This window comes from Serratia sp. CMO1 (genome assembly GCF_015689115.1).
GTDB classification, from domain to species: domain Bacteria; phylum Pseudomonadota; class Gammaproteobacteria; order Enterobacterales; family Enterobacteriaceae; genus Serratia; species Serratia marcescens.
Map to the genome: position 1 here is coordinate 1,031,121 of NZ_CP065032.1, position 24,541 is coordinate 1,055,661.

At 59.1% G+C, this 24,541-nt stretch carries 25 protein-coding genes, 1 other RNA gene and 1 other annotated feature; of the genes, 16 read left to right on the forward strand and 10 right to left on the reverse strand.

The window, feature by feature from the left end; all coding sequences use genetic code 11:
- Positions 1 to 19: 19 nt before the first annotated feature.
- Entirely contained in the window at positions 20 to 511 is a 492-nt protein-coding gene (locus IT763_RS04800) for a YbaY family lipoprotein (RefSeq protein ID WP_016928846.1), read from the forward strand.
- Between the two features lie 64 nt (positions 512 to 575).
- On the opposite strand, the gene IT763_RS04805 is transcribed toward IT763_RS04800, so the two are convergent.
- Positions 576 to 890: an MGMT family protein gene (locus tag IT763_RS04805; RefSeq protein ID WP_004940317.1), complete on the reverse strand. Its 315-nt coding sequence runs from the start codon at positions 888 to 890 to the stop codon at positions 576 to 578.
- A 156-nt stretch (positions 891 to 1,046) separates the two neighbouring features.
- Here IT763_RS04805 and ffs point away from each other — a divergent pair.
- An RNA gene (ffs, locus tag IT763_RS04810) (signal recognition particle sRNA small type) lies at positions 1,047 to 1,143 on the forward strand.
- A 330-nt stretch (positions 1,144 to 1,473) separates the two neighbouring features.
- Here ffs and IT763_RS04815 read toward each other — a convergent pair.
- The 3 genes from IT763_RS04815 to IT763_RS04825 form a co-directional block, all read right to left on the reverse strand.
- A complete protein-coding gene (locus IT763_RS04815; protein WP_004940313.1) occupies positions 1,474 to 1,677 on the reverse strand; it encodes an HHA domain-containing protein in 204 nt (67 codons plus the stop codon).
- Between the two features lie 49 nt (positions 1,678 to 1,726).
- Positions 1,727 to 2,095: an Hha toxicity modulator TomB gene (gene tomB / locus IT763_RS04820; RefSeq protein ID WP_004940312.1), complete on the reverse strand. Its 369-nt coding sequence runs from the start codon at positions 2,093 to 2,095 to the stop codon at positions 1,727 to 1,729.
- 158 nt (positions 2,096 to 2,253) lie between these two features.
- Positions 2,254 to 2,607 (reverse strand): hypothetical protein, encoded by a 354-nt coding sequence (locus IT763_RS04825; RefSeq protein WP_016928845.1) that lies wholly within the window; start codon positions 2,605 to 2,607, stop codon positions 2,254 to 2,256.
- A 404-nt stretch (positions 2,608 to 3,011) separates the two neighbouring features.
- Between IT763_RS04825 and IT763_RS04830 the strand changes: the two genes are divergently transcribed.
- Genes IT763_RS04830 through IT763_RS04840 form a run of 3 tightly spaced genes read left to right on the forward strand, consistent with a single transcriptional unit; the run spans position 3,012 to position 5,483 of the window.
- On the forward strand, positions 3,012 to 3,725 hold the full coding sequence (locus IT763_RS04830) for a metal ABC transporter ATP-binding protein (protein ID WP_206195217.1): 714 nt from the start codon (positions 3,012 to 3,014) through the stop codon (positions 3,723 to 3,725).
- Positions 3,722 to 4,579, forward strand: a complete 858-nt coding sequence (locus IT763_RS04835) for a metal ABC transporter permease (RefSeq protein ID WP_206195218.1) — start codon at positions 3,722 to 3,724, stop codon at positions 4,577 to 4,579. The genes IT763_RS04830 and IT763_RS04835 overlap by 4 nt, the downstream gene beginning before the upstream one ends.
- A gap of 25 nt (positions 4,580 to 4,604) precedes the next feature.
- Positions 4,605 to 5,483: a metal ABC transporter substrate-binding protein gene (locus tag IT763_RS04840; protein WP_016928843.1), complete on the forward strand. Its 879-nt coding sequence runs from the start codon at positions 4,605 to 4,607 to the stop codon at positions 5,481 to 5,483.
- Between the two features lie 107 nt (positions 5,484 to 5,590).
- Here IT763_RS04840 and ykgO read toward each other — a convergent pair whose 3' ends face one another.
- The 4 genes from ykgO to sdeX form a co-directional block, all read right to left on the reverse strand.
- Complete coding sequence (ykgO, locus tag IT763_RS04845) at positions 5,591 to 5,731, reverse strand: type B 50S ribosomal protein L36 (protein ID WP_004940304.1); 141 nt, start codon at positions 5,729 to 5,731, stop codon at positions 5,591 to 5,593.
- A 12-nt stretch (positions 5,732 to 5,743) separates the two neighbouring features.
- Complete coding sequence (locus IT763_RS04850) at positions 5,744 to 5,998, reverse strand: type B 50S ribosomal protein L31 (RefSeq protein ID WP_004940303.1); 255 nt, start codon at positions 5,996 to 5,998, stop codon at positions 5,744 to 5,746.
- A gap of 186 nt (positions 5,999 to 6,184) precedes the next feature.
- Positions 6,185 to 9,331: a multidrug efflux RND transporter permease subunit SdeY gene (gene sdeY / locus IT763_RS04855; RefSeq protein WP_206195219.1), complete on the reverse strand. Its 3,147-nt coding sequence runs from the start codon at positions 9,329 to 9,331 to the stop codon at positions 6,185 to 6,187.
- A 17-nt stretch (positions 9,332 to 9,348) separates the two neighbouring features.
- A complete protein-coding gene (sdeX, locus tag IT763_RS04860; protein ID WP_004940290.1) occupies positions 9,349 to 10,536 on the reverse strand; it encodes a multidrug efflux RND transporter periplasmic adaptor subunit SdeX in 1,188 nt (395 codons plus the stop codon).
- 142 nt (positions 10,537 to 10,678) lie between these two features.
- On the opposite strand from sdeX, the gene acrR reads away from it, so the two are divergent.
- The 3 genes from acrR to mscK all read left to right on the forward strand — a co-directional run bounded on the left by acrR (position 10,679) and on the right by mscK (position 15,220).
- Entirely contained in the window at positions 10,679 to 11,362 is a 684-nt protein-coding gene (gene acrR / locus IT763_RS04865; protein ID WP_042705619.1) for a multidrug efflux transporter transcriptional repressor AcrR, read from the forward strand.
- A gap of 11 nt (positions 11,363 to 11,373) precedes the next feature.
- On the forward strand, positions 11,374 to 11,727 hold the full coding sequence (locus IT763_RS04870) for a DsrE/DsrF/TusD sulfur relay family protein (protein ID WP_016928839.1): 354 nt from the start codon (positions 11,374 to 11,376) through the stop codon (positions 11,725 to 11,727).
- A 100-nt stretch (positions 11,728 to 11,827) separates the two neighbouring features.
- On the forward strand, positions 11,828 to 15,220 hold the full coding sequence (gene mscK, locus IT763_RS04875) for a mechanosensitive channel MscK (RefSeq protein WP_206195220.1): 3,393 nt from the start codon (positions 11,828 to 11,830) through the stop codon (positions 15,218 to 15,220).
- A 31-nt stretch (positions 15,221 to 15,251) separates the two neighbouring features.
- On the opposite strand, the gene rsmS is transcribed toward mscK, so the two are convergent.
- Complete coding sequence (gene rsmS, locus IT763_RS04880) at positions 15,252 to 15,431, reverse strand: pleiotropic regulatory protein RsmS (RefSeq protein ID WP_016928837.1); 180 nt, start codon at positions 15,429 to 15,431, stop codon at positions 15,252 to 15,254.
- Positions 15,432 to 15,537: 106 nt separating this feature from the next.
- On the reverse strand, positions 15,538 to 16,074 hold the full coding sequence (gene priC, locus IT763_RS04885) for a primosomal replication protein PriC (RefSeq protein WP_033641136.1): 537 nt from the start codon (positions 16,072 to 16,074) through the stop codon (positions 15,538 to 15,540).
- A gap of 134 nt (positions 16,075 to 16,208) precedes the next feature.
- On the opposite strand from priC, the gene IT763_RS04890 reads away from it, so the two are divergent.
- The 8 genes from IT763_RS04890 (at position 16,209) to IT763_RS04925 (ending at position 24,476) form a co-directional block, all read left to right on the forward strand.
- Positions 16,209 to 16,589, forward strand: a complete 381-nt coding sequence (locus tag IT763_RS04890; protein ID WP_049299671.1) for a DUF454 family protein — start codon at positions 16,209 to 16,211, stop codon at positions 16,587 to 16,589.
- 153 nt (positions 16,590 to 16,742) lie between these two features.
- On the forward strand, positions 16,743 to 17,294 hold the full coding sequence (gene apt / locus IT763_RS04895; protein WP_015376864.1) for an adenine phosphoribosyltransferase: 552 nt from the start codon (positions 16,743 to 16,745) through the stop codon (positions 17,292 to 17,294).
- 92 nt (positions 17,295 to 17,386) lie between these two features.
- A complete protein-coding gene (gene dnaX, locus IT763_RS04900; protein ID WP_016928834.1) occupies positions 17,387 to 19,345 on the forward strand; it encodes a DNA polymerase III subunit gamma/tau in 1,959 nt (652 codons plus the stop codon).
- Positions 18,678 to 18,742 (forward strand) — a sequence feature (DnaX frameshifting element). Its footprint overlaps the gene before it by 65 nt.
- Before the next feature lie 41 nt (positions 19,346 to 19,386).
- On the forward strand, positions 19,387 to 19,716 hold the full coding sequence (locus IT763_RS04905; protein WP_004940264.1) for a YbaB/EbfC family nucleoid-associated protein: 330 nt from the start codon (positions 19,387 to 19,389) through the stop codon (positions 19,714 to 19,716).
- Positions 19,716 to 20,321: a recombination mediator RecR gene (recR, locus tag IT763_RS04910; protein ID WP_004940263.1), complete on the forward strand. Its 606-nt coding sequence runs from the start codon at positions 19,716 to 19,718 to the stop codon at positions 20,319 to 20,321. Before IT763_RS04905 ends, recR begins: the two co-directional genes overlap by 1 nt.
- 143 nt (positions 20,322 to 20,464) lie before the next feature.
- Complete coding sequence (htpG, locus tag IT763_RS04915; RefSeq protein ID WP_016928833.1) at positions 20,465 to 22,330, forward strand: molecular chaperone HtpG; 1,866 nt, start codon at positions 20,465 to 20,467, stop codon at positions 22,328 to 22,330.
- A 202-nt stretch (positions 22,331 to 22,532) separates the two neighbouring features.
- Positions 22,533 to 23,177, forward strand: coding sequence for an adenylate kinase (adk, locus tag IT763_RS04920; RefSeq protein WP_004940261.1), 645 nt, complete (start codon positions 22,533 to 22,535; stop codon positions 23,175 to 23,177).
- Between the two features lie 165 nt (positions 23,178 to 23,342).
- Positions 23,343 to 24,476 (forward strand): sugar diacid recognition domain-containing protein, encoded by a 1,134-nt coding sequence (locus tag IT763_RS04925; RefSeq protein WP_016928832.1) that lies wholly within the window; start codon positions 23,343 to 23,345, stop codon positions 24,474 to 24,476.
- The last annotated feature ends 65 nt before the right edge of the window (positions 24,477 to 24,541 follow it).

Sequence of the window (24,541 nt, forward strand, 5' to 3'; positions counted from 1 at the left end):
TAAAAAAGGAGACCGATCCATGAAACTCTGGCAAATCGTAGGCGGTGCCGCGGCACTGACGATCACGCTGGCAGGATGCGCGCAAAAGAGTGCCGATGTGCCTACCCAGGCGGCCGGTAACCCGGCGGCTGCGCAAACGCAGATTCAGGGCCCGGCGGTGACAGGTTCGGTTAATATACGTCAGCGCATTGCGCTGCCGCCGGACGCCGTACTGACGGTCACCCTCTCTGACGCTTCGCTGGCAGATGCGCCGTCCAAAGTGATTGCACAGCGCGCGGTACGTACTGAAGGGCAGCAGGCGCCATTCAGCTTTACGCTGCCGTACAACCCGTCCGACATCCAACCGAATGCGCGCATCATTCTGAGCGCGGCGGTGACGGTCAACGGGCGCCTGATGTTCATTACCGACACCATCCAGGAAGTGGTTAACCGCAACGGCACCCGCGCCGATCTGCTGCTGGTTCCGGTTCAGGGTGTGCCGATTCAGGCTGCGCCAACCGCCATGCAGTAAACTTACTGCGGTACAGCAAGATGAAATCAACAGCCTTTGCGCTTCGGCCAAAGGCTGTTTTGTTTTACCAGCGCCAGCCGTAGCGTTCGAAATCGACCGTGCTGTGCGGGCCGAAAATTATCCCCTCCGCCAGCAGTGCCTGCCGTTGCCGTTGAAAATCCTCCCCCTGCTGCGAGATCTGTCCGTGCCGGTTGATCACCCGGTGCCAGGGCAGCGTGCTGCCTTCGGGCAAACGCCGCAGCACGCCGCCAACCTGACGCGCGGCGCGCGGCGAGCCGGCCAGCCGGGCGACTTCACCGTAAGTGGTGACTTTGCCGAACGGGATGGCGGCCACGATATGGAAAACCCGCTGGCTGAAAGAGGCGTCTTCTGGTTGCATATTGCTGTTCCTGCACGAGTCAAAACCCAGGCGAAGAGTGTGCCACAGCGCAGGTGGGTAAGAAAACAGCGGTTGGCCCCGGTTGGCTTGCTATTTGGTGGGGCATCGCCGATAATGCCCACCGCTTCAGAGTACAGAAGCCGTCAATGGGGGCCCTGTTGGTTCTCCCGCAACACTAACTTGTGAACTCGGTCAGGTCCGGAAGGAAGCAGCCGCAGCAGGTGACGTGTGTGCCGGGATGTAGCTGGCAGGGTCCCCACCCATTTGGGCTTCGCCAATCCGCGCTTTTGTCACCTCTCTTCCACGTATCTATTATCCATTTCTGTCATCAGGCAGAGCGACACGCATTTCTTTTCTTCCCGCCCTCAATTCTTTTGGATAATGAATTAGCGGTGCTGGGGGCAGGCATAGTGAGGCGGGCGATGAGGTAACCTGTCTCGATAAAAAAAGAAAATTGTTTCCGGACAATATTATTATCGAAAGAGGGAACGTAAATGAAGTTTTACTGTCAATAGGAAAAGTACGTATTTAACTTGAACATTGAGGCCGATAAAAGCATCGGCTCAACGCGTTGGGGGGCTGATTATCTGACATATTTCCAAACGGAGGTGGGGATTTTGTCATACAGTTTGTTCATGGTGAGCTCTGCCAGACGGTGATCGGCCGCTGAGTAAAACAGCTCCAGTTCATCATCGGAAAGCTCGTACTTATTTTTCTCAATAACACGTTCGAGAGTATCAATCGTGGTGCATTTACGTAAACGCATCAGATAGTCGGTTTTAGTCATGGTGGCCTTTAGTTTAATAACCGTAAAATAGCTTGGGAATAATTATCCCCTAAGTTTTCATTGTCGTACAGATGTCCTCTCCTGAGAACATTCTGAATAATCTCGCCTTGGTTTTTTGCCAGCGGCGCAGGTCGGAATCATTGATACCATAGCTGCTGAACAGCGTATAGGTATCGTCGAGATATTCTTCGACTAACTCCGACAGGTCAGATTCGTCCATGTATTTAATTTTATAACTCATCACAAACGAAGCGATATGTTCGATCAACTCATTAAGCTGCAGGTTGACGGAGGACGTCGGATCGTTGACCCACCCATGATGACTGTCTCCCAGGGTAGCGATACCTTCATCATACAAATTTTCGCACAAGAATTTGAGCTGAGCAATGTCGTGCCGCTTAGGCGAATACTCATCCATATCATCCCCTCCGTAAGTCTTAATTGCGGTGTGATAACACTATGTGAGTAAGCTGATTTACATCATGAACGGAGGCAGCTTAACGGTGGTTAAATAAACTTCCCGTAAAATGAATATAAATCATTTTTTCGCGTTTGGCCTGTAGTTATTACGTAAACTTACAATTCATCCGCAGTTGATGGGCGTGAGTTATCAATGATGTCGAAGATTAAACCCCGTGACGTCACTTGAAACCGGACGCTGTCGTTGATGATATCTTCGCTGTTGATATCCAGGCAGGCATTAAAAATGCCCCACTTATAACGATAACTCATTGAATAATCGCCGCCACCTTGCTGCACTATATCAAGTATTTCTAATGAATCTTCGGCATAGCGTGCGCTTTCAGAATAAAAGCTGAGTCCGCTGGTCAGCGCCGGCACTAACTCCGCGCTATTGTCATTAATCACTTTCTTTAATTTTTTAACAGAAAGTGCGTTGACTTCCAGGTTACAGGCAAGGGTAACAAGCATTAATCTCGGCCAACAACAATGTTATCTGCTTATCTTACTCCTTTTCCACCCTCGTCGGTAAATTTTTCGATTTACCGCTGTTCTTTACCTTACGCCAACATTCCAACCGAATGGAAATAGCCCTGAGTTTTGTAAGGGGGACAGGGGAAGATCCGCTGTGCGAGGGATTGTTACGTTCCGTTGCATTATTGTCGCGCCATAGCTTGAGATACGGTAGTTGTTGTGATGTTATATTATAACCATTAACCCGTCATTTTGGTCACCACATTGATTCCCACTTCGCAACATGGCGCCGCGTCGTCACTGAATTCGTTGTTCACCACCTCCGCTGCCGCGCGTTGTGCGGGTGCCGCTGTGCTGCTGGCTCTGCTGTGGCTCGGCATCTTTTGGGCGGTATCGCTGCCATGATCACCCTGCGTCAGTTGGTGCTGGGCTATGGCACCACGCCGCTTTTTCCGCCGCTGAGCGGGCAGTTTACCGCCGGCTCGTTGACCGCGGTGGTGGGCGTCAATGGGGCCGGAAAATCGACATTGCTGAAAACGCTCGCCGGTTTGCTGCCGCCGATGAGCGGCAGCCTGAATTTTAGCGGCGGAAAGCCGCCGCGCAGAGCTTATTTGCCGCAGCAGGCGGAATTGGATCGGCAATTCCCGATCGCGGTGAGCGATCTGGTGGCGATGGGCTGTTGGCCGCAAAGCGGCATGTTCGGAGGCATGAACAAGCGTGCGGCGAGCCAGGTCAATGAGGCGTTGGCGAGCGTTGGCATGAGCGCGCTGGTGCGCAACCCGGTGGGCGAGCTGTCCGGCGGTCAGCTGCAGCGGGTGTTGTTTGCGCGCCTGCTGGTCCAACAAGCGCTGCTGATTTTGCTGGATGAACCTTTCACCGGTATCGACAGCGCCACCACGCAGATCCTGCTGCAGGCGATCGCGCAACTGCACCGGCAGGGGAAAACGGTGATCGCCGTGCTGCACGATATGTCGATGGTCGCCGAGCATTTTCCGCAGGCGCTGTTGCTGACGCCGCAGGCTTGCCACTGGGGCGCGGCCGAGCAAGTGCTGGAGCAGGTGCCGAGGCATCATGCCGCCGAACGGCAGCCGGATCTGCGGGCGGTGGCGCCATGATGCTGTTGCATGGGCTTATCGATCCTTTTCTCTCTTTCGGTTTTATGCGTCGCGCGCTGATGGCTTGCCTGGCGTTGTCGCTCAGCGCCGCCCCGCTGGGCGTGTTTCTGCTGCTGCGCCGCATGAGTCTGGTCGGGGATGCCTTGTCCCACGCGGTGTTGCCGGGCGCGGCGATCGGCTATCTGGTCTCCGGCATGTCGCTGGTGGCGATGGGCGTAGGCGGCTTTATCGCCGGGCTGGCGGTGGCGATGTTGTCCGGCCTGGTGAGCCGCCGCACGCCGCTGAAAGAGGACGCCAGCTTCGCCGGATTCTATCTGGGTTCACTGGCGCTGGGGGTCACGCTGGTCTCGCTGCGCGGTTCCAGCGTGGATCTGCTGCACGTGTTGTTCGGTTCGATCCTGGCGGTGGATGTGCAGGCGATGCTGATGGTCGGTGCGATCGCCTCGGTTTCGCTGCTGGCGCTGGCGGCGCTGTACCGCGCGCTGGTGATCGAATCATTCGACGTCACTTTCCTGCGCGTTAACGCGCCGCGCCGGTTGGCGCTGATCCACGGCCTGTTTTTGGCGCTGGTGGTGGTCAATCTGGTGGCGGGATTCCAGATCCTCGGCACCCTGATGTCGGTTGGGTTAATGATGTTGCCCGCCGCCAGCGCGCGCTTCTGGGCGCGCAATCTGCCGCAGACGCTGGCGACGGCGATGGGCATCGGCGCGCTTTCCAGTCTGATTGGGCTGGTGTGGTCCTATCACGCTTCGCTGCCCGCCGGCCCGGCGATCGTGCTCAGCGCCAGCATCCTCTTTTTTGTCTCAATCCTGTTTGGAACGCGCGGAGGCATTTACGCCTTTGCGCGCCGTTGAGAAGTGCCATTTGCAAGGAGAAAGTATGAAACGTTTACCTATATCGCTGGCGGTTGCTGCTCTGCTGGCCAGCCCATTGGCGATGGCGAAGACCGTCGACGCCGTCGCCAGCTTTTCCATTCTGGGAGATATCGTCAAGCAGGTGGGCGGCGATCACGTCAAGGTCAGCACGCTGGTGGGGCCGGATGGCGATCCGCACAGTTTCGAGCCTTCGCCGCAGGACGGCAAGAAGCTGGCTCAGGCTGATGTGGTCTTCGTCAGCGGCCTGGGGCTGGAAGGGTGGATCGATCGCCTGGTCAGCGCTTCGGGTTATAAAGGGCAGGTGATCACCGCTTCACAGGGCATCAACACCCGCCAGATGGAAGAGGATGGCAAACCGATTACCGATCCTCACGCCTGGAACAGCATGAAAAACGGCGTGCAGTACGCCACCAACGTGATGAACGCCCTGATCGCCGCCGATCCTGAGGATGCCAACTATTTTCGCCAGCGCGGCGCCGACTACATTCAGCAGCTGCAAAAGTTGGATCTGTGGGCCAAAACCCAGTTCGCCGCAGTGCCGCCGCAGAAACGTAAGGTGCTGACCAGCCATGATGCTTTTGGCTACTTTGGGCAAGAGTATGGCGTCACCTTCCTTGCCCCGGTCGGATTTTCCACCGAAGCGGAAGCCAGCGCCAGCGACGTGGCGAACCTGATTAAGCAGATTAAACAGGAGAAGGTTAACGCTTACTTTATCGAAAACCAGACCGATCCGCGGCTGGTGAAACAGATTGCCGCCGCCACCGGCGCCAAGGCGGGCGGCGAGCTGTACCCTGAAGCGCTCTCCCGCGCCGGCGGCCCGGCGGCCACCTATGAGCAGGCGTTCAAACACAATGTCGACACGCTGCTGAGCAGCATGAAGTAATCTCTGCCCCCCGCCCGCGGGTGGGGGACAGCTTGCAGGCACTTTCTCGCCATAAAAAAAGCCCCGTTGAGCAGCAACGGGGCTTTGCGACAGATGACACTTGGGAGTTAACGCTTTTTCTTACGTCCCTGTACCGCTTTGAATCGCGGATTGCTTTTACAGATCACATAGATGCGGCCACGACGACGCACGACTTTGCAATCCGGGTGGCGGTTTTTCGCCGAACGCAATGAACTCAATACCTGCATGGGGTTTCCTTGTTACTTATTGCCGATAAAGCGGCCAAAGCGCTGCTGGAAGCGCGCCGTGCTGCCTTCTTTGGAATAGTCTTTCTGCTTGCCGGTGTAATACGGATGCGAAGCGGAAGAGACGTCGAGGGTGACATACGGCCAGCTTTCGCCGTCCAGTTCGATAGTGCGATCGGTTTTGATGGTCGATCCCACTTTGAAGTAGGCATTGGCGCTGACGTCGTGGAACACCACGGTGCGGTAATCGGGGTGGATGCCGGGTTTCATAACAGCTCTCTCGTGTAATGTTATACTATAACAATAATTATGCGCTGACCTGGCATCGCGATCAAGCGCAAATTGCACACAAAAGTGAATTAATGAGAATGGTTTGCATTAAGTAACTGAAACAAAATAAAAAGGCCGCATGCGCGGCCTTTTCGATTATCAGGTGGAGCTCACGTCACTGAGCGATCAGTGGTGCTCTACCGGATGGCTGTGTTCCAGGTCTTCGTTCTTCTTGCTGAAGCGGCGGCGAACCACCACGAAGAACACCGGTACGAAGAAGATCGCCAAGACGGTAGCGGTGATCATCCCGCCCATTACGCCGGTACCAACCGCGTTCTGTGCGCCGGAGCCCGCACCGCTGCTGATAACCAGCGGCAGAACCCCGAGGATGAAGGCCAGGGACGTCATCAGGATTGGACGCAGACGCATACGCACCGCTTCCAATGTCGCTTCGATCAGGCCTTTGCCTTCTTTTTCCATCAGGTCTTTGGCGAACTCCACGATCAGGATGGCGTTCTTCGCCGATAGACCGATGGTGGTCAGCAGCCCCACCTGGAAGTACACGTCGTTGTTCATGCCGCGCATCGTCGCGGCCAACAACGCACCGATAACCCCCAGCGGCAATACCAGCATGACCGAGAACGGCACGGACCAGCTTTCATACAGCGCCGCCAGCGACAGGAACACCACCAGAATCGAGATGGCGTACAGCGCCGGCGCCTGGTTGCCCGACAGACGTTCCTGATAGGACATGCCGGTCCAGTCGTAACCGATGCCGCTTGGCAGTTTGGACGCCAGTTGCTCCATCAGGTTCATCGCTTCACCGGTACTCTTGCCCGGTGCGGCCTGGCCCAGAATTTCCATCGACGGCAAGCCGTTATAGCGTTCCAGACGCGGTGAGCCGTATTCCCATTTCGCCGAAGAGAAGGCGGAGAATGGCACCATCTGGCCGCTGGTACCGCGCACGTACCACTTGTTGATGTCTTCCGGCAGCATGCGGAACGGCGCTTCGGCCTGTACGTACACCTTCTTCACACGACCGCGGTCGATGAAGTCGTTGACGTACGAACCACCCAGTGCAGTGCTCAGCGTGCTGTTGATGGTGGTGATGCTCACGCCCAGCGCCTTGGCTTTCTCCTGATCGACGATCAGTTTGAACTGCGGCGTATCTTCCAGGCCGTTCGGGCGCACGCCCACCAGCACGTCCGGATGCTGAGCAACCATGCCCAACAGCTGGTTACGCGCTTCGGTCAGTTTTTCGTGCCCCAGGCCGCCCTGGTCAATCAGCTCGAAGTCGAAGCCGGTTGCGGTACCGAGTTCGATGATCGCCGGCAGGTTGAACGGGAACACCAGGCCTTCTTTAATCTGCGAGAAGGCGCCCATGGCGCGACCCGCGATCGCTTCTACCTTGTTCCCGGCCCCTGGGCGCTCGCCCCAGTCTTTCAGGCTGACGAATGCCAGGCCGTTGTTCTGGCCGTTACCGTTGAAGCCGAAGCCCGCGACGGTAAACACCGAAACCACGTTGTCCTTTTCCTTGTTCAGGAAGTAGTCGGAGACTTCTTCCAGCACTTTGTTGGTGCGGGACTCGGTGGCACCGGCAGGCAACTGCACCATGGTCAACAGGATGCCCTGATCTTCGTCCGGCAGGAACGAGGAAGGCAGGCGCAGGAACAGCAGGCCCATGCCAACCACGATCAGCAGGTAGATGATCAGATAACGGCCGGTGCTGCGCAGGATGTTGCCCACGCTGTCGGTATAGTGATGCGTGCTCTTCTCGAACATGCGGTTAAACCAGCCGAAGAAGCCTGTTTTAACCCCGTGATCGCCTTTCGGGATCGGTTTGAGCATGGTGGCGCACAGCGCCGGCGTCAGGATCAAGGCCACCAGCACCGACAGCGCCATCGCGGACACGATGGTGATCGAGAACTGGCGATAGATGGCGCCGGTTGAGCCGCCAAAGAACGCCATCGGCACGAATACCGCCAACAGCACCATGGCGATGCCCACCAGCGCGCCCTGGATCTGGCCCATCGATTTACGGGTGGCTTCTTTCGGCGGCAGCCCCTCTTCGGACATGACGCGCTCGACGTTTTCCACCACCACGATGGCGTCATCCACCAGCAGGCCGATCGCCAACACCATGCCGAACATCGTCAGGGTGTTTATCGAGAAGCCGAACGCCGCGAGTATCGCAAAGGTCCCCAGCAGTACTACCGGCACCGCGATGGTTGGGATCAGCGTCGCGCGGAAGTTCTGCAGGAACAGATACATCACCAGGAACACCAGGATGATGGCTTCGATCAGCGTTTTCACCACTTCGTTGATGGAGATTTTAACGAACGGGGTGGTGTCGTACGGATAAACCACTTTCATCCCTTGCGGGAAGAATGGCGCCATCTTGGCCAGCTCGTCTTTCACACCTTTGGCGGTGTTCAAGGCGTTGGCGCCGGTTGCCAGTTTGATACCCAGGCCGGCGGCAGGCTTGCCGTTATAACGCGCGGTAACGGCATAGCTTTCCGCGCCGCGCTCGATGTGAGCGACGTCGCGCAGGCGCACCTGGGAACCGTCGGTATTCACCTTCAGCAGGATCTTGCCGAACTCTTCCGGCGAAGTCAGACGGGTCTGCGCGATGATCGAGGCGTTCAACTGCTGCCCCGGCACCGGCGGCAGGCCGCCCAGCTGGCCTGCGGCGATCTGGTTGTTCTGCTCGGTGATGGCGGAGGTCACGTCCGTGGTCGTCAGCTGGTAGTTGTTCAGCTTGTTCGGATCCAGCCAGATACGCATCGCGTACTGGGCACCGAACAGCTGCACCTCGCCCACGCCGGACGAACGGCTGATCGGATCCTTGATGTTGGACGCCACGTAGTCCGCAATATCGTCCTGCGTCATGTTCGGATCGTCGGAAACGAAGCCGGCCACCATCAGGAAGCTGCTGCTGGATTTTTCTACTTTCAGGCCCTGTTGCTGAACTTCTTGCGGCAGCAATGGGGTGGCCAACGACAGTTTGTTCTGAACCTGAACCTGCGCGATGTCAGGATCGGTGCCGGAATCAAACGTCAGGGTAATGGTGACGCTACCAGAGGAATCACTGGTGGAGGACATGTACATCAGGTTATCGATACCGTTCATGTTCTGTTCGATAATCTGCGTGACGGTATCCTGCACCGTTTTGGCATCTGCGCCCGGGTAGGTGGCGGAAATACTCACCGCCGGCGGTGCAATAGTGGGATACTGCGCGATCGGCAGTTTCATTATTGCAAGCACCCCCGCCAACATGACGATGATGGCGATTACCCAGGCGAAAATTGGGCGGTCTATAAAGAACTTAGCCATGTATTACAGGCTCCTTTTTATGACTTCTGCGCTTCAGACTGCGGCTGTTTTTGCGCCTGAGTGTCAACTTCCTGCACCTTTACCTGCGCGCCTGGATGCACTTTCATCAGGCCGGAGACGATCACGCGATCGCCGGCTTTCAGGCCATCGGTAACCAGCCATTTGTCGCCAATCGCCTGATCCGCCTTCAGCGTGCGCAGCTCAACTTTATCGTCTGCACCGACCACTAACGCCGTCGCTTCACCACGCGGGTTGCGGGTGACGCCTTGCTGCGGCACCAGCAGCGCATCGCTGCGCACGCCTTCGTCCAGACGGGCGCGCACGAACATGCCAGGCAACAGCGTATCGTTCGGGTTAGGGAACAGGGCGCGAATGGTAATGGAACCGGTGGTCTCATCGACGGTGACGTCAGAGAATTCCAGCGTGCCTTCCTGCGCATATTCGGTGCCGTTTTCCAGCATCAGTTTCACCTTGGCCTTGCCGTTTTCCTGCTTCAGCGCGCCGCTGGCCAGTTCTTGCTTCAGGCGCAGGAAGTCGGTGCTCGACTGGGTGACGTCGACATACATCGGATCCAACTGCTGCACGGTGGACAGGGCGGTCGCCTGGCCGTTGCTGACCAGCGCGCCTTCGGTCACGGCGGATTTGCCGATGCGGCCGGAGATCGGGGAGGTCACTTTGGTGTACGCCAGATTAATGCGCGCGGTTTCGACGGCGGCCTTGGCGGCCACGACGGCGGCATCCGCTTGCTGCAGCGTGGAGACGGCGTTGTCGTAGTCCTGCTTACTGATATAGCTGGTACCCAGCAATGGCTTGTAGCGGTTTACCGTCACGCGTGCGATGGAAGCGCTGGCCTGTGCTTTGGCCAAATCGCCTTTCGCGCTGTCGTAGCTGGCTTGATAGGTTGCGGGATCGATTTGGTACAGAGACGTCCCGGCCTTGATATCGCTACCTTCGACGAAGTTGCGCTTCAGGATGATGCCGCTGACCTGAGGGCGAACTTCGGCGATACGATACGCAGCGGTGCGGCCAGGAAGATCGGTAGTGATGTTGAGAGGCTCGGCCTTCAAGGTGACTACGCCCACTTCAGGTGCCTGTTGTTGGGCACCTTGCTGTTGGGTTTCTTTATCGTTACATCCTGTTAGCACTAAGCTGCCTGAAAGCATCAGAACGGCCGCCAGAGGCGTTAACCCTCTGTTTTTGTTCATAGAAAAACCTCAAGTGTCCGATTTCAAAATGATCAATGGATCACAAGCTTTAAAACCCATTGCTGCGTTAATTATATGTGCGTGCTATGGTACATACATTCGCGAATGTATGTAAATCACACTCCCCCTAAATAACAATGCCATGGCACGAAAAACCAAACAGCAGGCGCAAGAAACCCGACAGCAAATCCTCGATGCTGCGGTGAGAGAGTTCTCTGAACGTGGCGTTGCTGCAACGTCACTGACAGATATTGCCACCGCTGCTGGGGTTACGCGTGGAGCCATTTACTGGCACTTCAAGAATAAGGTAGACCTGTTTAATGAAGTTTGGGAATCTACCGAGCCGAAAATTGACCAGCTCGAAACAGAGTATCAGGCAAAGTTTCCCGATAATCCACTGCGGGTTATCCGAGAAATTCTGATTTACATTCTGACGTCTACGGTTGAAGACGGCCGCAGGCGGGCGTTGATGGAAATTATATTCCACAAATGCGAGTTTGTCGGTGAAATGATGCCGCTGCTGGATTCGCGCAAGGTGCTGTACCTCGCCGGTTACGAACGCATCGAGGCGGTGCTGTGCAACTGCATTCACCACGGGCAATTGCCGGCCGATCTGCACACTCGTCGCGCGGCGATCATCCTGCGCGGTTATATCACCGGCCTGCTGGAAAACTGGCTGTTTATGCCGGAAAGTTTCGATTTGCGGGCTGAAGCCGAAGCGCTGGTGGATGCGTTTTTGGAGATGCTGCAGTTTTGCCCCACCTTGCGCCTCAAATCCGATATGCCGACGGCAGCACCGTCCAACGCCGGCTCCCTGCCTTTATAAGGAGAGATTTCATGTCATCAGTCGTTCTCATCGCCAATGGCGCCGCCTATGGCCACGAATCCTTGTTCAATGCGCTGCGGTTGGCCATCGCCATGAAAGAGCAGCAGAGCGATCTCGATCTGCGGCTGTTTCTGATGTCCGATGCGGTGGTGGCCGGGTTGGCCGGGCAGCAGCCGCACGAGGGGTACCACCTGCAGCAGATGCTGGAAATCCTCACCGCGCAGCAGGTGCCGGTCAAGCTGTGCAAGACCTGCGCCGACGCGCGCGGCGTCAGCCGCTTGCCGCTGGCGGACGGCGTGGCGATCGGCACCTTGGTCGAGCTGGCGCAGTGGACGCTGGCGGCGGAGAAAGTGCTGACTTTCTGATTTCGCGACAATGGGACATCACCGGCAACGCTTTTGTTGTTCGTTGCCTGCCGGCGATCGTGATAATCTTCAGGCTTCTTAACCGATCCGAAGCTAAATCATGCATCGCTGGTTGACTCTGCCTTCTCTGGCGCCGCTCATGTTTGTCGGCGCATGCCGGCGGCGCATCGCCGCCGCGACTCTCCTTTTCCTTATTTACGCGTTCAGCTCGCCGGCGCAGGCGGCGCTGAGCGGCGATCTGCCGCAGCGCAGCGAAGTGCAAAGCCAGCTGGAAATGCTGAACAAGCAAAAAGCCCTGACGCCGGTCGAAAAGCTCTCCCAGCAGGATTTGACCCGCACGCTGGAGCTGCTGGATGCCCTTGAGCGCAACCGGCAAGACACCGCGCAGCTTAAACAGCAGGTGCAGCAGGCGCCGGCGAAACTCAGTCAGGTCACCGCCGAATTGGATGCGCTGAAGCAGCCGGTAGACAATGCGGCGGCGCGCGCTGCGCTGTTGCCGCTGTCGCTGCGTCAGTTGGAAAGCCGGCTGTATCAAACGCTCGACGAGCTGCAAAGCGCGCAGGAGAGCCTCTCCACCTACAACAGCCAACTGGTGTCGCTGCAAACCCAGCCCGAGCGGGTACAAAGCACCATGTACGCCGCCTCGCAGCGCCTGCAGGAGATCCGCAGCCAGCTCAGCGGCCAGACGCCGGGGCAAGATTCGCTGCGCAACAGTCAGCAGGTGATGCTGAGCACCGAGCAGGCGCTGCTCAATGCGCAGCTGGAGTTGCAGCGTAAAAGCCTGGAAGCCAATACCACGCTGCAGGATCTGCTGCAAAAGCAGCGCGATTACACCACCGCGCATATCGATGCGCTCGATCGGTCGGTGCAACTGCTGCAGGAGATCGTCAACAGCAAGCGGTTGACGCTGTCCGAAAAGACCGCCAAAGAGGCGCAGAACCCGGAAGACGCCACCGATATTCAGCACGATCAGCTGGTCAGCAAGCAGCTGGACGTCAACCGCCAACTGAGCCAGCGGCTGATCGCCGCCACCGAAGAGAGCAACACCCTGTTCCAGCAGAACATTCGGGTCAAGAACTGGCTCGACCGCGGGCTGCAGGCGGAGCGTAACCTGAAAGAGCAGATCCAGGTGCTGAAAGGCAGCCTGGTGCTGTCGCGCATTCTGTATCAGCAGCAGCAAAGCCTGCCGCAGGGCACGCTGCTGGCGGATATGGATACACGCATCGCCGATCTGCGGCTGGAGCAGTTCGATATCAATCAGCAACGCGACGATCTGTTCAAGGGCGAAGATTACATCAACCAGCTGGTGACCGAGAGCAAGGAAAAGGCCGGCCCGGAAGTGATCGACGCGTTGAACGAGATCGTCGACATGCGCCGCGAACTGCTGGATCAGTTGAACAAGCAGCTCAGCAACCAGCTGTCGCTGTCGATCAACCTGCAGATTAACCAACAGCAGCTCACCAGCGTCTACGGATCGCTGCAGGATACGCTGACCCAGCAGATTTTCTGGGTCAACAGCAACAAGCCGGTCGATCTGGCGTGGCTGAAGGCGATGCCGGAGGCGGTGCGCGATCAGATTGCCGGGCTCGATCTCAAATTCGACGGCGGCAAGCTATTGCAGGGCGGGGTGAATGCGCTGGTGTTCCTGATCCCGCTGCTGTTGGCGATCGGGGTATTGCGTTGGCGCTACCGGCTGATCGACGGCCATTTACAAAAGCTGGCCAACGATGTGGGGCAACTGAAGCGCGACGGCCAACTGCATACGCCGAAGGCCATCGCGCTGACCTTGCTGAAGGTGTTGCCCGGCGCCGCGTTGCTCCTTGGCGTCGGTTTCTGGATGTATCGCGCAGATTTTGGCATCAGCGACTTTATCTGGGCATTGTCGCAGCAGCTGGCGCTGTCATGGCTGGTATTCGCTTTCAGTTACCGCATGCTGAAACCGGGCGGCATCGCCGAGCGGCATTTCAACTTCGGCGCCAACCTGTGCGCGCATTACCGCCGCCAGACGCTGCGGCTGGGGCTGGCGCTGCAGCCGCTGATCTTCTGGTCGGTATTGGGCGAAAAAGCGCCGCTGCGCCTGGTGGAAGACGTTATCGGCCAGATCGTGGTGATGTTGACGCTGGCGCTGCTCACGGTGCTGGTGTTCCCGCTGTGTCGCGACAGCTGGCGTGAAAAGGGCTCGCACGCCGTGCGGCTGGTGATGGTCACTGCGCTGGCCGCCACGCCGCTGATCCTGCTGGGGCTGATGTTCGCCGGCTACTTTTATACCACGCTGCGGCTGGCCAGCCGCTGGATAGACAGCCTGTATCTGTTTTTCCTGTGGAATATTGTGTACCTGACTGCCCTGCGCGGCCTGAGCGTGGCGGCGCGGCGTCTGGCCTACCGGCGCGCGTTGGCGCGGCGGCAAAACGTGGCGAAAGAGGGGGCCGAAGGCGGTGAACCGGTGGTGGAAGAGCCGCCGCTGGCGCTCGATCAGATCAACCAACAGTCGCTGCGCCTGACCACCCTGGTGCTGTTCGCCATCTTCGCCAGCGCCTTCTACGCCATTTGGTCGGATCTGGTGACGGTCATCGCTTACCTGGACAGCATCACGCTGTGGCATTACACCAGCACCGTGGCGGGCAGCAGCGTGGCGCAGGCGGTGACGCTGGGCAATATGATGGTGGCGATCGCCGCGGTGATCGTCGCCTACGTGCTCACCCGCAACCTGCCCGGTTTGTTGGAGGTGGTGGTGCTGTCGCGGCTGCAGCTGCGGCAGGGGGCGTCCTATGCCATCACCACCGTGCTCACTTACCTGATTACCGCCGTGGGCGCCGTGGTTGCGCTGGGATCGCTCGGCGTATCCTGGGACAAACTGCAATGGCTGGCCGCCGGTCTGACGGTCGGGCTGGGCTTCGGCCTGCAGGAGATCTTCGCCAACTTCGTCTCCGGCCTGATCATTCTGTTCGAACGCCCGATCCGCATCGGCGATACCATCACCATCGGCACCTTCTCCGGTTCGGTCAGCAAGATCCGCATTCGCGCCACCACCATTACCGACTTCGACCGCAAAGAGGTGATCATTCCGAACAAGGCGTTCGTCACCGAGCGGCTGATCAACTGGTCGTTGTCCGATACCATCACCCGCGTGCTGATCAAGGTCGGCGTGGCCTACGGCTCCGATCTCGACAAGGTGAAAAAGGTGCTGCTGCAGGCGGCGCACGACAACCCGCGGGTGATGACCGATCCCGAACCGCAGGTGTTCTTCCTCAACTTCGGCGCCAGCACGCTGGATCACGAACTGCGGCTCTATGTGCGCGAACTGCGCGATCGCAGCTACACGGTGGATGAACTGAATCGCTCAATCGACCGCTTGTGCCGGGAAAACGACATCGACATCGCTTTCAACCAGCTGGAGGTGTATCTGCATAACCAGCAGGGCAACGAAGTGCAGGAAGTGAAAAGAACGCTGTCGCCGGACGACGGCGGCCAGACGGCGGCGGATAAGCAATGAGAGGCGAAAGGGACAGCGGCGCTGTCCCCGGTTACTGTCCGGCGGGCAGATAGGGCGAGGTGACGCCGGCGCGCTGCAGCTTTTCCTGATAATCCCGTTTGACGATATCCAGCGCCGCCAGCGCGGTAGCCGGATCGATCTCGTTGCATTCCAGCAGGTAAATCAAGTCTACCGCCAGCTGCAGTTCGGGTGAGGCGTTTTCCAGAGACATAGCACCTGCGCTTATTAATTAATGGGATGAAAAACTCGTGTCTCGGCAGAGTATAGTGAACCCGGCGCGCAACCGGGAATAATCATTAAAATATTGTGATAAATCTTCAAAAACCGTTTTCTTTGCGCTCGATATTGCGCTCGATGCGCGCCAGCGCCTGACGGCAGCGCATCAGTCTCCCCTCCAGCGCCGCCAGCTCGTGCTGCAGCTTTTGCTGCGCCGCCAGCGTGGTCTGGCGCCCCAGCAGGCTTTCCCGATCCTGAATCATGGCGATCAGCCGGCGTTCGTAGTCCTGATGTTCGGCCAGTTTGTGGTACAGATCGGCCTCGGGGGCTTCTTTCGGCTGGTTCTTGCGCCGCAGCGCCTGGGTTGCCAGCTCGCGCTGCAGGGCAGAGATTTGAGCCACCAGTTTTTCGGCCAGAAAGGCCACCTGGCTGGTGCGGTTGTCGTTGGCGGCGCTTTGCAATTGGGCGAAATTTTTCTCCACTTCGGCCAGGTAGTCGCGCAGCCGCGTGCCGCGATTGGCGAACAGGGCGGCGTCGAAGCGCGCCTGCGGGATCGGAACGTCGCCGCGCGGGGTCACTTCGGCCGCCAGCGCCGCGATCTGCTGTGCCAACACCTGTAATAGACGCTGAGTGCTCACATAAGCTCCCTCTTGATTTCAACAGGCGTAAGCTTGCCCGCGATCCTGCCGTGAAACAAGCGCCGTACGCATATTCCGCCGGCGCGGCGCCGATGCTACAGTAGGCGGCAACCGATTGAGGAGCGAAGAGCCGCATGACGCGTGGGTTATTGATCATTTTGGGTTGGCTGGCGGTGGTGCTGGCGACGTTGGGCGTGGTGCTGCCATTGCTGCCGACCACACCGTTCCTGCTGTTGGCCGCCTGGTGTTTCGCCCGCTCTTCGCCGCGCTTTCATCACTGGCTGCTGTACCGCTCCTGGTTCGGCCCTTATCTGCGCCACTGGCAGCAGCATCGCGCGCTGCCGCCGGGGGCGAAGTGGAAGGCGGTGCTGGTTATTGTACTTACCTTCGCCTGTTCGCTGTGGCTGGTGAAAATCTGGTGGGTGCGCGGGCTGTTGCTGCTGATGTTGGCTATTTTGCTGACCTTTATGCTGCGCCTGCCGGTTATTGACCTGTCGCAACAAAAACAGCGCTGATTGTGCGCCGCTGGTTGCATTTGTCCGCCAGTTTGCATAGATTTGGGCGTTTTCGTGCGCGGATCGCCTGCCATTTCTTCTCCGGTGTGTTTCACCCGGGGGCGGCGGGTGAGCGGCGCGCCGGTTTTCAGGCAGTTTTATCAGGCAACAATTATGACCGCTACTGCGCAGCAGCTTCAGTTTATTAAAGACAGTATCAAAACCATCCCGGATTATCCGAAGCCGGGCATCCTGTTCCGCGACGTGACCAGCCTGCTGGAAAACCCGTTGGCCTACGCCGCCAGCATCGAGCTGCTGGTTGAGCGCTATCGCGAAGCGGGCGTGACCAAGGTGGTGGGTACCGAAGCGCGCGGTTTCCTGTTCGGCGCGCCCGTCGCGCTGGCGCTGGGCGTCGGTTTCGTGCCGGTGCGCAAACCGGGCAAACTGCCGCGCGCCACGCTCAGCGAAAGCTATGAGCTGGAGTACGGCACCGACAAGCTGGAGATCCACACCGACGCCATCACTGCGGGTGACAAAGTGCTGGTGGTGGACGATCTGCTGGCGACCGGCGGCACCATCGAAGCGACCACCAAACTGATCCGCCGTCTGGGCGGTGAAGTGAACGACGCCGCGTTCATCATCAACCTGCCGGATCTGGGCGGGGAAGCGCGTCTGAACAAGCTGGGCATCGATTGCTACTGCCTGGTGGACTTCGCCGGCCATTGATGCGGCATTGCCCCTTGGGCACAACGGCCTCGCGGATCGCCGCGGGGCTGTGTTAGCATGACCCTCCAGATTCCTCGACTTCTCCGGTATTAATGAGCTATCAGGTTCTCGCCCGTAAGTGGCGCCCTCAAACGTTCGCAGACGTGGTCGGCCAGGAACATGTCCTGACCGCGCTGGCCAACGGCCTCTCACTGGGGCGGATCCATCACGCCTATCTGTTCTCGGGCACGCGCGGCGTGGGGAAAACCACCATCGCCCGCTTGCTGGCCAAAGGCCTGAACTGTGAAACCGGCATCACCGCCACACCGTGCGGCCAATGCGACAACTGCCGCGAGATCGAGCAGGGGCGCTTCGTCGATCTGATCGAGATCGACGCCGCTTCCCGAACCAAGGTGGAAGATACCCGCGATCTGCTGGACAACGTCCAGTACGCGCCGGCGCGCGGCCGCTTCAAGGTCTACCTGATCGACGAAGTGCACATGCTCTCGCGCCACAGCTTCAACGCGTTGCTGAAGACGTTGGAAGAGCCGCCGCCGCACGTCAAATTCCTGTTGGCCACCACCGATCCGCAAAAGCTGCCGGTGACCATTCTCTCGCGCTGTCTGCAGTTCCACCTCAAAGCGCTGGACGTCGATCAGATCCGTCAGCAGCTGGAAACGGTGCTGACGGCGGAGCAGATCACCAGCGACGCGCGTGCGCTGCAGCTTCTGGCGCGCGCCGCCGACGGCAGCATGCGCGACGCGCTGAGCCTGACCGATCAGGCGATCGCCATGGGGCAGGGGCAGGTGACCGCCGCCACCGTCAGCCAGATGCTCGGCACGCTCGATGACGAGCAACCGCTGGCGATCCTCGAAGCGCTGGTCAGCGCCGACGGCGAAAAGGTGATGGCGCAGGTCGCGCAGGCCGCTTCGCGCGGCGTGGACTGGGAAAATCTGCTGGTGGAGACGTTGGCGCTGCTGCATCGCATTGCGATGGTGCAGCTGTTGCCTTCGATGCTCGACAACCAGTACGCCGCCGTGGAGCAACGGCTGCGCGAGCTGGCGCGAACCCTGCCGCCGGCCGATGTGCAACTTTACTACCAGACGCTGTTGGTGGGCCGCAAAGAGCTGGCCTATGCGCCGGATCGCCGCATGGGGGTTGAGATGACCCTGCTGCGTGCGCTGGCGTTTCACCCGAAAGCGGTGATCCCGGAGCCGGTGGCGTTGGTGCAGACCGCGCCGGCGCCGATGGCGCAGCCGCAGGCCGCCGCTTCACAACAGCCGCCGCAGTTTCAGGACGCGCCGCCGCCGCTAGGGCAGCCGGCCGCGCCACAGCGACAATCATCGGCCCCTTTACCGGATGCCACCGCCCAGCTGTTGAAAGCGCGGTCCCAGCTGCAACGGCAGCAGGGAGCATCTACACCAAAAAAGAATGAGCCGGCGGCGCCAGGAATAGCGCGGCCGGCAAACTCGGCGCTGGGGCGTTTGGCTTCCGTGACCGAGCGCAGCCAGCAGCGCCTGGCGGAGAAGAAGGTGCCGGAAAAACCGGCGAAACCGGAAGCCTATCGCTGGCGCGCGCAGACCGAGCCGGAAGCGGCGCCGGAACCGCTGGCGACGCCGAAAGCGCTGCGCACGGCGTTGGAGCACGAGAAAACGCCGGAGCTGGCCGCCAAGCTGGTGGTGGAGTCGCTGGAGCGCGACGCCTGGGCGGCGGAAATCGATAAGCTGAAGATCCCAAAATTGGTGCAGCAGCTGGCGTTGAACGCCTTCAAGCAGCAGCCGGAGCCGGGCAAAATTAACCTCCATCTGCGGTCTTCGCAGCGCCATCTGAATTCGCCTTCGGCGCAGAAGACGCTGGCCGACGCGCTCGGTGAGCTGTACGGCGGCCCGATTGAGCTGACCGTGGTGGAGGACGATAATCCGGCGGGGCGGACCCCGCTGGAATGGCGACAAGCCATCTATGAAGAAAAGCTGGCGCAGGCGCGCCAGTCCATCGAAGCGGATACCAACATTCAGACGCTGCGCCGATTCTTCGACGCGGATCTGGATGAAGAGAGTATTCGTCCCCTTTAAACGCCGCGCGAGGTGCGCGGCCCTAGCGACGAGAGACGACTATGTTTGGTAAAGGCGGTCTGGGCAACCTGATGAAGCAAGCCCAGCAAATGCAAGAGAAAATGCAGCAGATGCAGGAAGAAGTCGCCAAATTGGAAGTGACCGGCGAATCCGGCGCGGGCCTGGTGAAAGTCACCATCAACGGCGCGCACAACTGCCGCCGCGTGGAGATCGATCCTAGCCTGATGGAAGACGACAAAGAGATGCTGGAAGATCTGATCGCCGCTGCGTTTAACGACGCCGCGCGCCGCATCGAAGAGACTCAGAAAGAGAAAATGGCTTCCGTCTCCAGCGGCATGCAGTTGCCGCCTGGCTTCAAGATGCCGTTCTGATGCAAACCAGCCCGCTCCTTGAATCCCTGATGGAGGCGTTGCGCTGCCTGCCGGGCGTCGGCCCGAAATCGGCGCAGCGCATGGCGTTTCAGCTGCTGCAGCGCGATCGCAGCGGCGGGATGCGCCTGGCGCAGGCGTTGACGCGCGCGATGTCGGAGATCGGCCACTGCGCCGACTGCCGCACCTTCACCGAACAGGACGTCTGCACTATTTGCGCCAATCCGCGCCGTCAGCAAAACGGCCAGATTTGCGTGGTGGAAAGCCCGGCGGATATCCACGCCATCGAGCAGACCGGCCAGTTCGCCGGGCGCTACTTTGTGCTGATGGGGCATCTGTCGCCGCTGGACGGCATCGGGCCGGGCGATATCGGTCTGGATCGCCTGGAGCAACGGCTGGAAAAGGAAAGCATCACCGAAGTGATCCTCGCCACCAACCCGACGGTGGAAGGGGAAGCGACCGCCAACTACATCGCCGAGATGTGCGGCCAGTATGGCGTGCTCGCCAGCCGCATCGCCCACGGCGTGCCGGTGGGCGGCGAGCTGGAGATGGTCGACGGCACCACGCTGTCGCATTCGCTGGCCGGGCGCCACGCCATCAAGTTCTGATGTTTTCCCGGATGGGGCCGCCCGGCCCCACCGTTTTTTGCCAAAAAATTCCCGCTGTCCGCTTGAAAAACAACACCCTGACCCTCATCTGATCCTCATTGTTCGATTTTGGTAGCCATTGTCTTTTGAGGTAATCAATGAGTATGAAAGGTCAAGAAACCCGCGGGTTCCAGTCTGAAGTAAAACAGCTGCTTCATTTGATGATCCATTCGCTGTACTCCAACAAAGAAATTTTCCTGCGCGAGCTGATTTCCAACGCCTCTGACGCCGCCGACAAGCTGCGCTTCCGCGCCCTGTCCGCGCCAGAGCTGTACGCCGGCGACGGCGAACTGCGCGTACGTTTGTCCTTCGATAAAGAGCAGCGCACCCTGACCATCGCCGACAACGGCATCGGCATGCGCCGCGAAGAAGTGATTGAAAACCTCGGCACCATCGCCAAGTCAGGCACCAAAGCGTTCCTGGAGTCCATCGGTTCCGATCAGGCGAAAGACAGCCAACTGATCGGTCAGTTCGGCGTCGGTTTCTATTCGGCGTTCATCGTGGCGGACAAAGTGACCGTGCGCACCCGCGCCGCCGGCGCCGCCGATGACGAAGGCGTGTTCTGGGAGTCCGCCGGCGAAGGCGACTACACCATCGCCGACATCACCAAAGAGACCCGCGGCACCGAAATCACCCTGCATCTGCGCGAAGGCGAAGATGAGTACCTCGACGCCTGGCGCCTGCGTTCTGTGATCGGCAAATATTCCGATCACATCGCCTTGCCGGTGGAGATCGAAAGCAAAAACGAAGAAGACGACACCGTCACCTGGGAGAAGATCAACAAGGCGCAGGCCCTGTGGACCCGCAGCAAGGCTGACGTGACCGACGAAGAGTACAAAGAGTTCTACAAACACATCGCCCACGACTTCACCGATCCGCTGAGCTGGAGCCACAACCGGGTGGAGGGCAAGCAGGAATACACCAGCCTGCTGTACATCCCGGCGCAGGCGCCGTGGGACATGTGGAACCGCGATCACAAGCACGGCCTGAAGCTGTATGTGCAGCGCGTGTTCATCATGGACGACGCCGAGCAGTTCATGCCGAACTACCTGCGCTTCGTGCGTGGCCTGATCGATTCCAACGATCTGCCGCTGAACGTGTCGCGCGAGATCCTGCAAGACAGCCGCGTGACGCAAAACCTGCGCGGCGCGCTGACCAAGCGTGTGCTGCAGATGCTGGACAAGCTGGCCAAAGACGACGCCGAAGGCTACCAGAAATTCTGGCAGCAGTTCGGTCTGGTGCTGAAAGAGGGCCCGGCGGAAGACAACGGCAACCAGGAAGCGATCGCCAAACTGCTGCGCTTCGCGACCACCCACGGCGACAGCTCGGCGCAGACCGTATCGCTGGAAGAGTACGTCGGCCGGATGGCGGAAGGCCAGGAGAAGATTTACTACATCACCGCCGACAGCTACGCCGCGGCCAAGAGCAGCCCGCACCTGGAGCTGTTCCGCAAGAAAGGCATCGAAGTGCTGCTGCTGTCCGATCGCATCGACGAGTGGATGATGAGCTACCTGACCGAGTTCGACGGCAAGCCGTTCCAGTCGGTCAGCAAGGCGGATGAAGCGCTGGATAAACTGGCGGATGAAACCGAAGAGCAGAAGGCCGCCGAGAAGCAACTGGAACCATTCATCGAACGCGTGAAAACCCTGCTGGGCGATCGCGTGAAGGATGTGCGCCTGACGCACCGCCTGACCGATACGCCGGCGATCGTCGTGACCGACGCCGACGAAATGAGCACCCAGATGGCCAAGCTGTTCGCCGCTGCCGGCCAGCAGGCGCCGGAAGTGAAGTACATTTTCGAGCTTAATCCGGAACATGCTCTGGTCAAACGCGCATCCGACGTGGGCGATAACGAACATTTTGCCGAATGGATCGACCTGTTATTGGATCAGGCGCTGTTGGCTGAACGCGGCACATTGGAGGATCCGAACCTGTTCATCCGCCGCATGAATAAGTTGCTGTCCGCCTAAAGTTGAAGATATGCGCCCTTAACGGTACCGTTAGGGGCGCATTTTCGGTTTTTCCCCACCTTTTCTCGCCTTTTGTACGTCGGTTTTTTTGCACATTCCGCAATCGATTTCCTTCGCGCGCCTTGAGCCTGCCCCCCCTGAAATGGTATCGTTGAGCGTTTTCGCAATTTTATAAAAACTACATAGCAAGGGGATTTACGCAATGCGTATCATTCTGCTGGGCGCTCCGGGCGCTGGTAAAGGTACTCAGGCTCAATTCATCATGGAGAAATACGGCATTCCGCAAATCTCCACCGGTGATATGTTGCGCGCAGCCGTGAAGGCCGGCAGTGAACTGGGCAAGCAGGCGAAAGAGATCATGGACGCCGGCAAGCTGGTGACCGATGAACTGGTGATCGCGCTGGTCAAAGAGCGCATCGCTCAGGAAGATTGCCGCAAGGGCTTCCTTCTGGACGGTTTCCCACGCACCATTCCGCAGGCTGACGCGATGAAAGAAGCCGGCATCAACGTGGACTTCGTGCTGGAGTTCGACGTGCCGGACGAGCTGATCGTTGACCGCATCGTTGGCCGCCGCGTGCACGCGCCGTCTGGCCGCGTATACCACGTGAAGTTCAATCCGCCGCAGGTGGAAGGCAAAGACGACGTGACCGGCGAAGAGCTGACCACGCGCAAGGACGATCAGGAAGAGACCGTACGCAAGCGTCTGGTGGAATACCATCAGATGACCGCGCCGCTGATCTCTTACTACAGCAAAGAAGCGGCAGCGGGCAACACCCAATACCGCAAAATCGACGGCACCCGCAAGGTGGCCGAAGTGAGCGCAGAGCTGGCGACCATCCTCGGTTGATCGCAAGCGCATTGTGCATGACGCCGGGCCCGTGGCCCGGCGTTTTTTTTGCCGTTTTGCCGCCAAATTGTGATCGCTGCGGCTTGTTGCAACCGTGCCCGTTAATCGCCCACGCCAAATGGCGTATAACAAGCCTGCGTTTTCACCCTCAGCAGGGAGCCGGGCATGCTCAGACAAACCAATCTTCTGGCGGAAGCCACCGCGCGCCAGATCGTCCAGCGGGCGATGGGCATCATCAGCCATTCCGTCAACGTGATGGACAGCAACGGCGTGATCATCGCCTCCGGCAACCCGCAGCGCCTGTTCCAGCGCCATGAAGGCGCGGTGCTGGCGCTGGCGGAGAATCGGGTGGTGGAAATCGACCGCGCCACCGCCGAGCACCTGAAGGGCGTGCGGCCAGGCATCAACCTGCCGTTCAGCTTTCGTAACCAGCGGGTGGGGGTGATTGGCATTTCCGGCGAACCGGCCGAGGTGCGCGCCTACGCCGAGTTGGTCAAGATGGCGGCGGAGATGATGGTAGAGCAGGCGGCGCTGCTGGATCAGCACCAGTGGGAAAAGCGCTACCGGGAAGAGCTGGCGAACCAGCTGTTGCAGCCGCAGCCGAACACGGCGTCGCTGGAAGCGATGGCGGCGTATCTGGGATTGGATCTGCGCCAGACGCGCATCGTGTGGATCGTCGAGCTGCAAGAGGCGCAGCCGCACCTGTTGCGCGAGCTGTTGGCGGAGCTGGAGGCCACCCAGCGCGACGCGTTGATCGCCATTACCGGCTTCAATGAAATGACCCTGTTGCGCCCGGCCTGCATGGCTCAGGGCGAATGGAGTTTGAAGCTGGAGCGCCAGCAGGCGCAGCGTTTGCAAAATCAGCTTAAACACCGCTTTCGGGTGCGGCTGATCGTCGGCGGTTTTTATGACGATCCGCAAAGCGCCTACCGTTCCAGCCTGACGGCGCGCGCCACCCAGGCAATGGCGCAGCGCCTGAAACTGCGTCACGCCACGCTGTTCTACCACGACTATCCGTTGCCGTCGCTGCTGTGCGATCTGGGAGAGGACTGGCGCGCGCAAGAGCTGGGGCGCCCCTGGCGGACGCTGGGCGAACAGGATGAAAAAGGCGTGCTGCGCAGTACGCTGCGCCACTATTTTTCGCAGAATTGTGATCAGACGCAGACCGCCGCGCAGCTGCATATTCACGTCAATACCCTGCGTTATCGCCTGCAGCGCATTGAAGCGATAACCGGCATGAAAATCAATCAATTAACTGACTCTCTGCGGTTGTTTATCGGCATGCTGATGCACGACTGAGTTGTGCCAACCCACAAATTCCGCGCCGTTCCCCCGGCGCTTTTTTGTTGTTTCCCCTCAGGTCA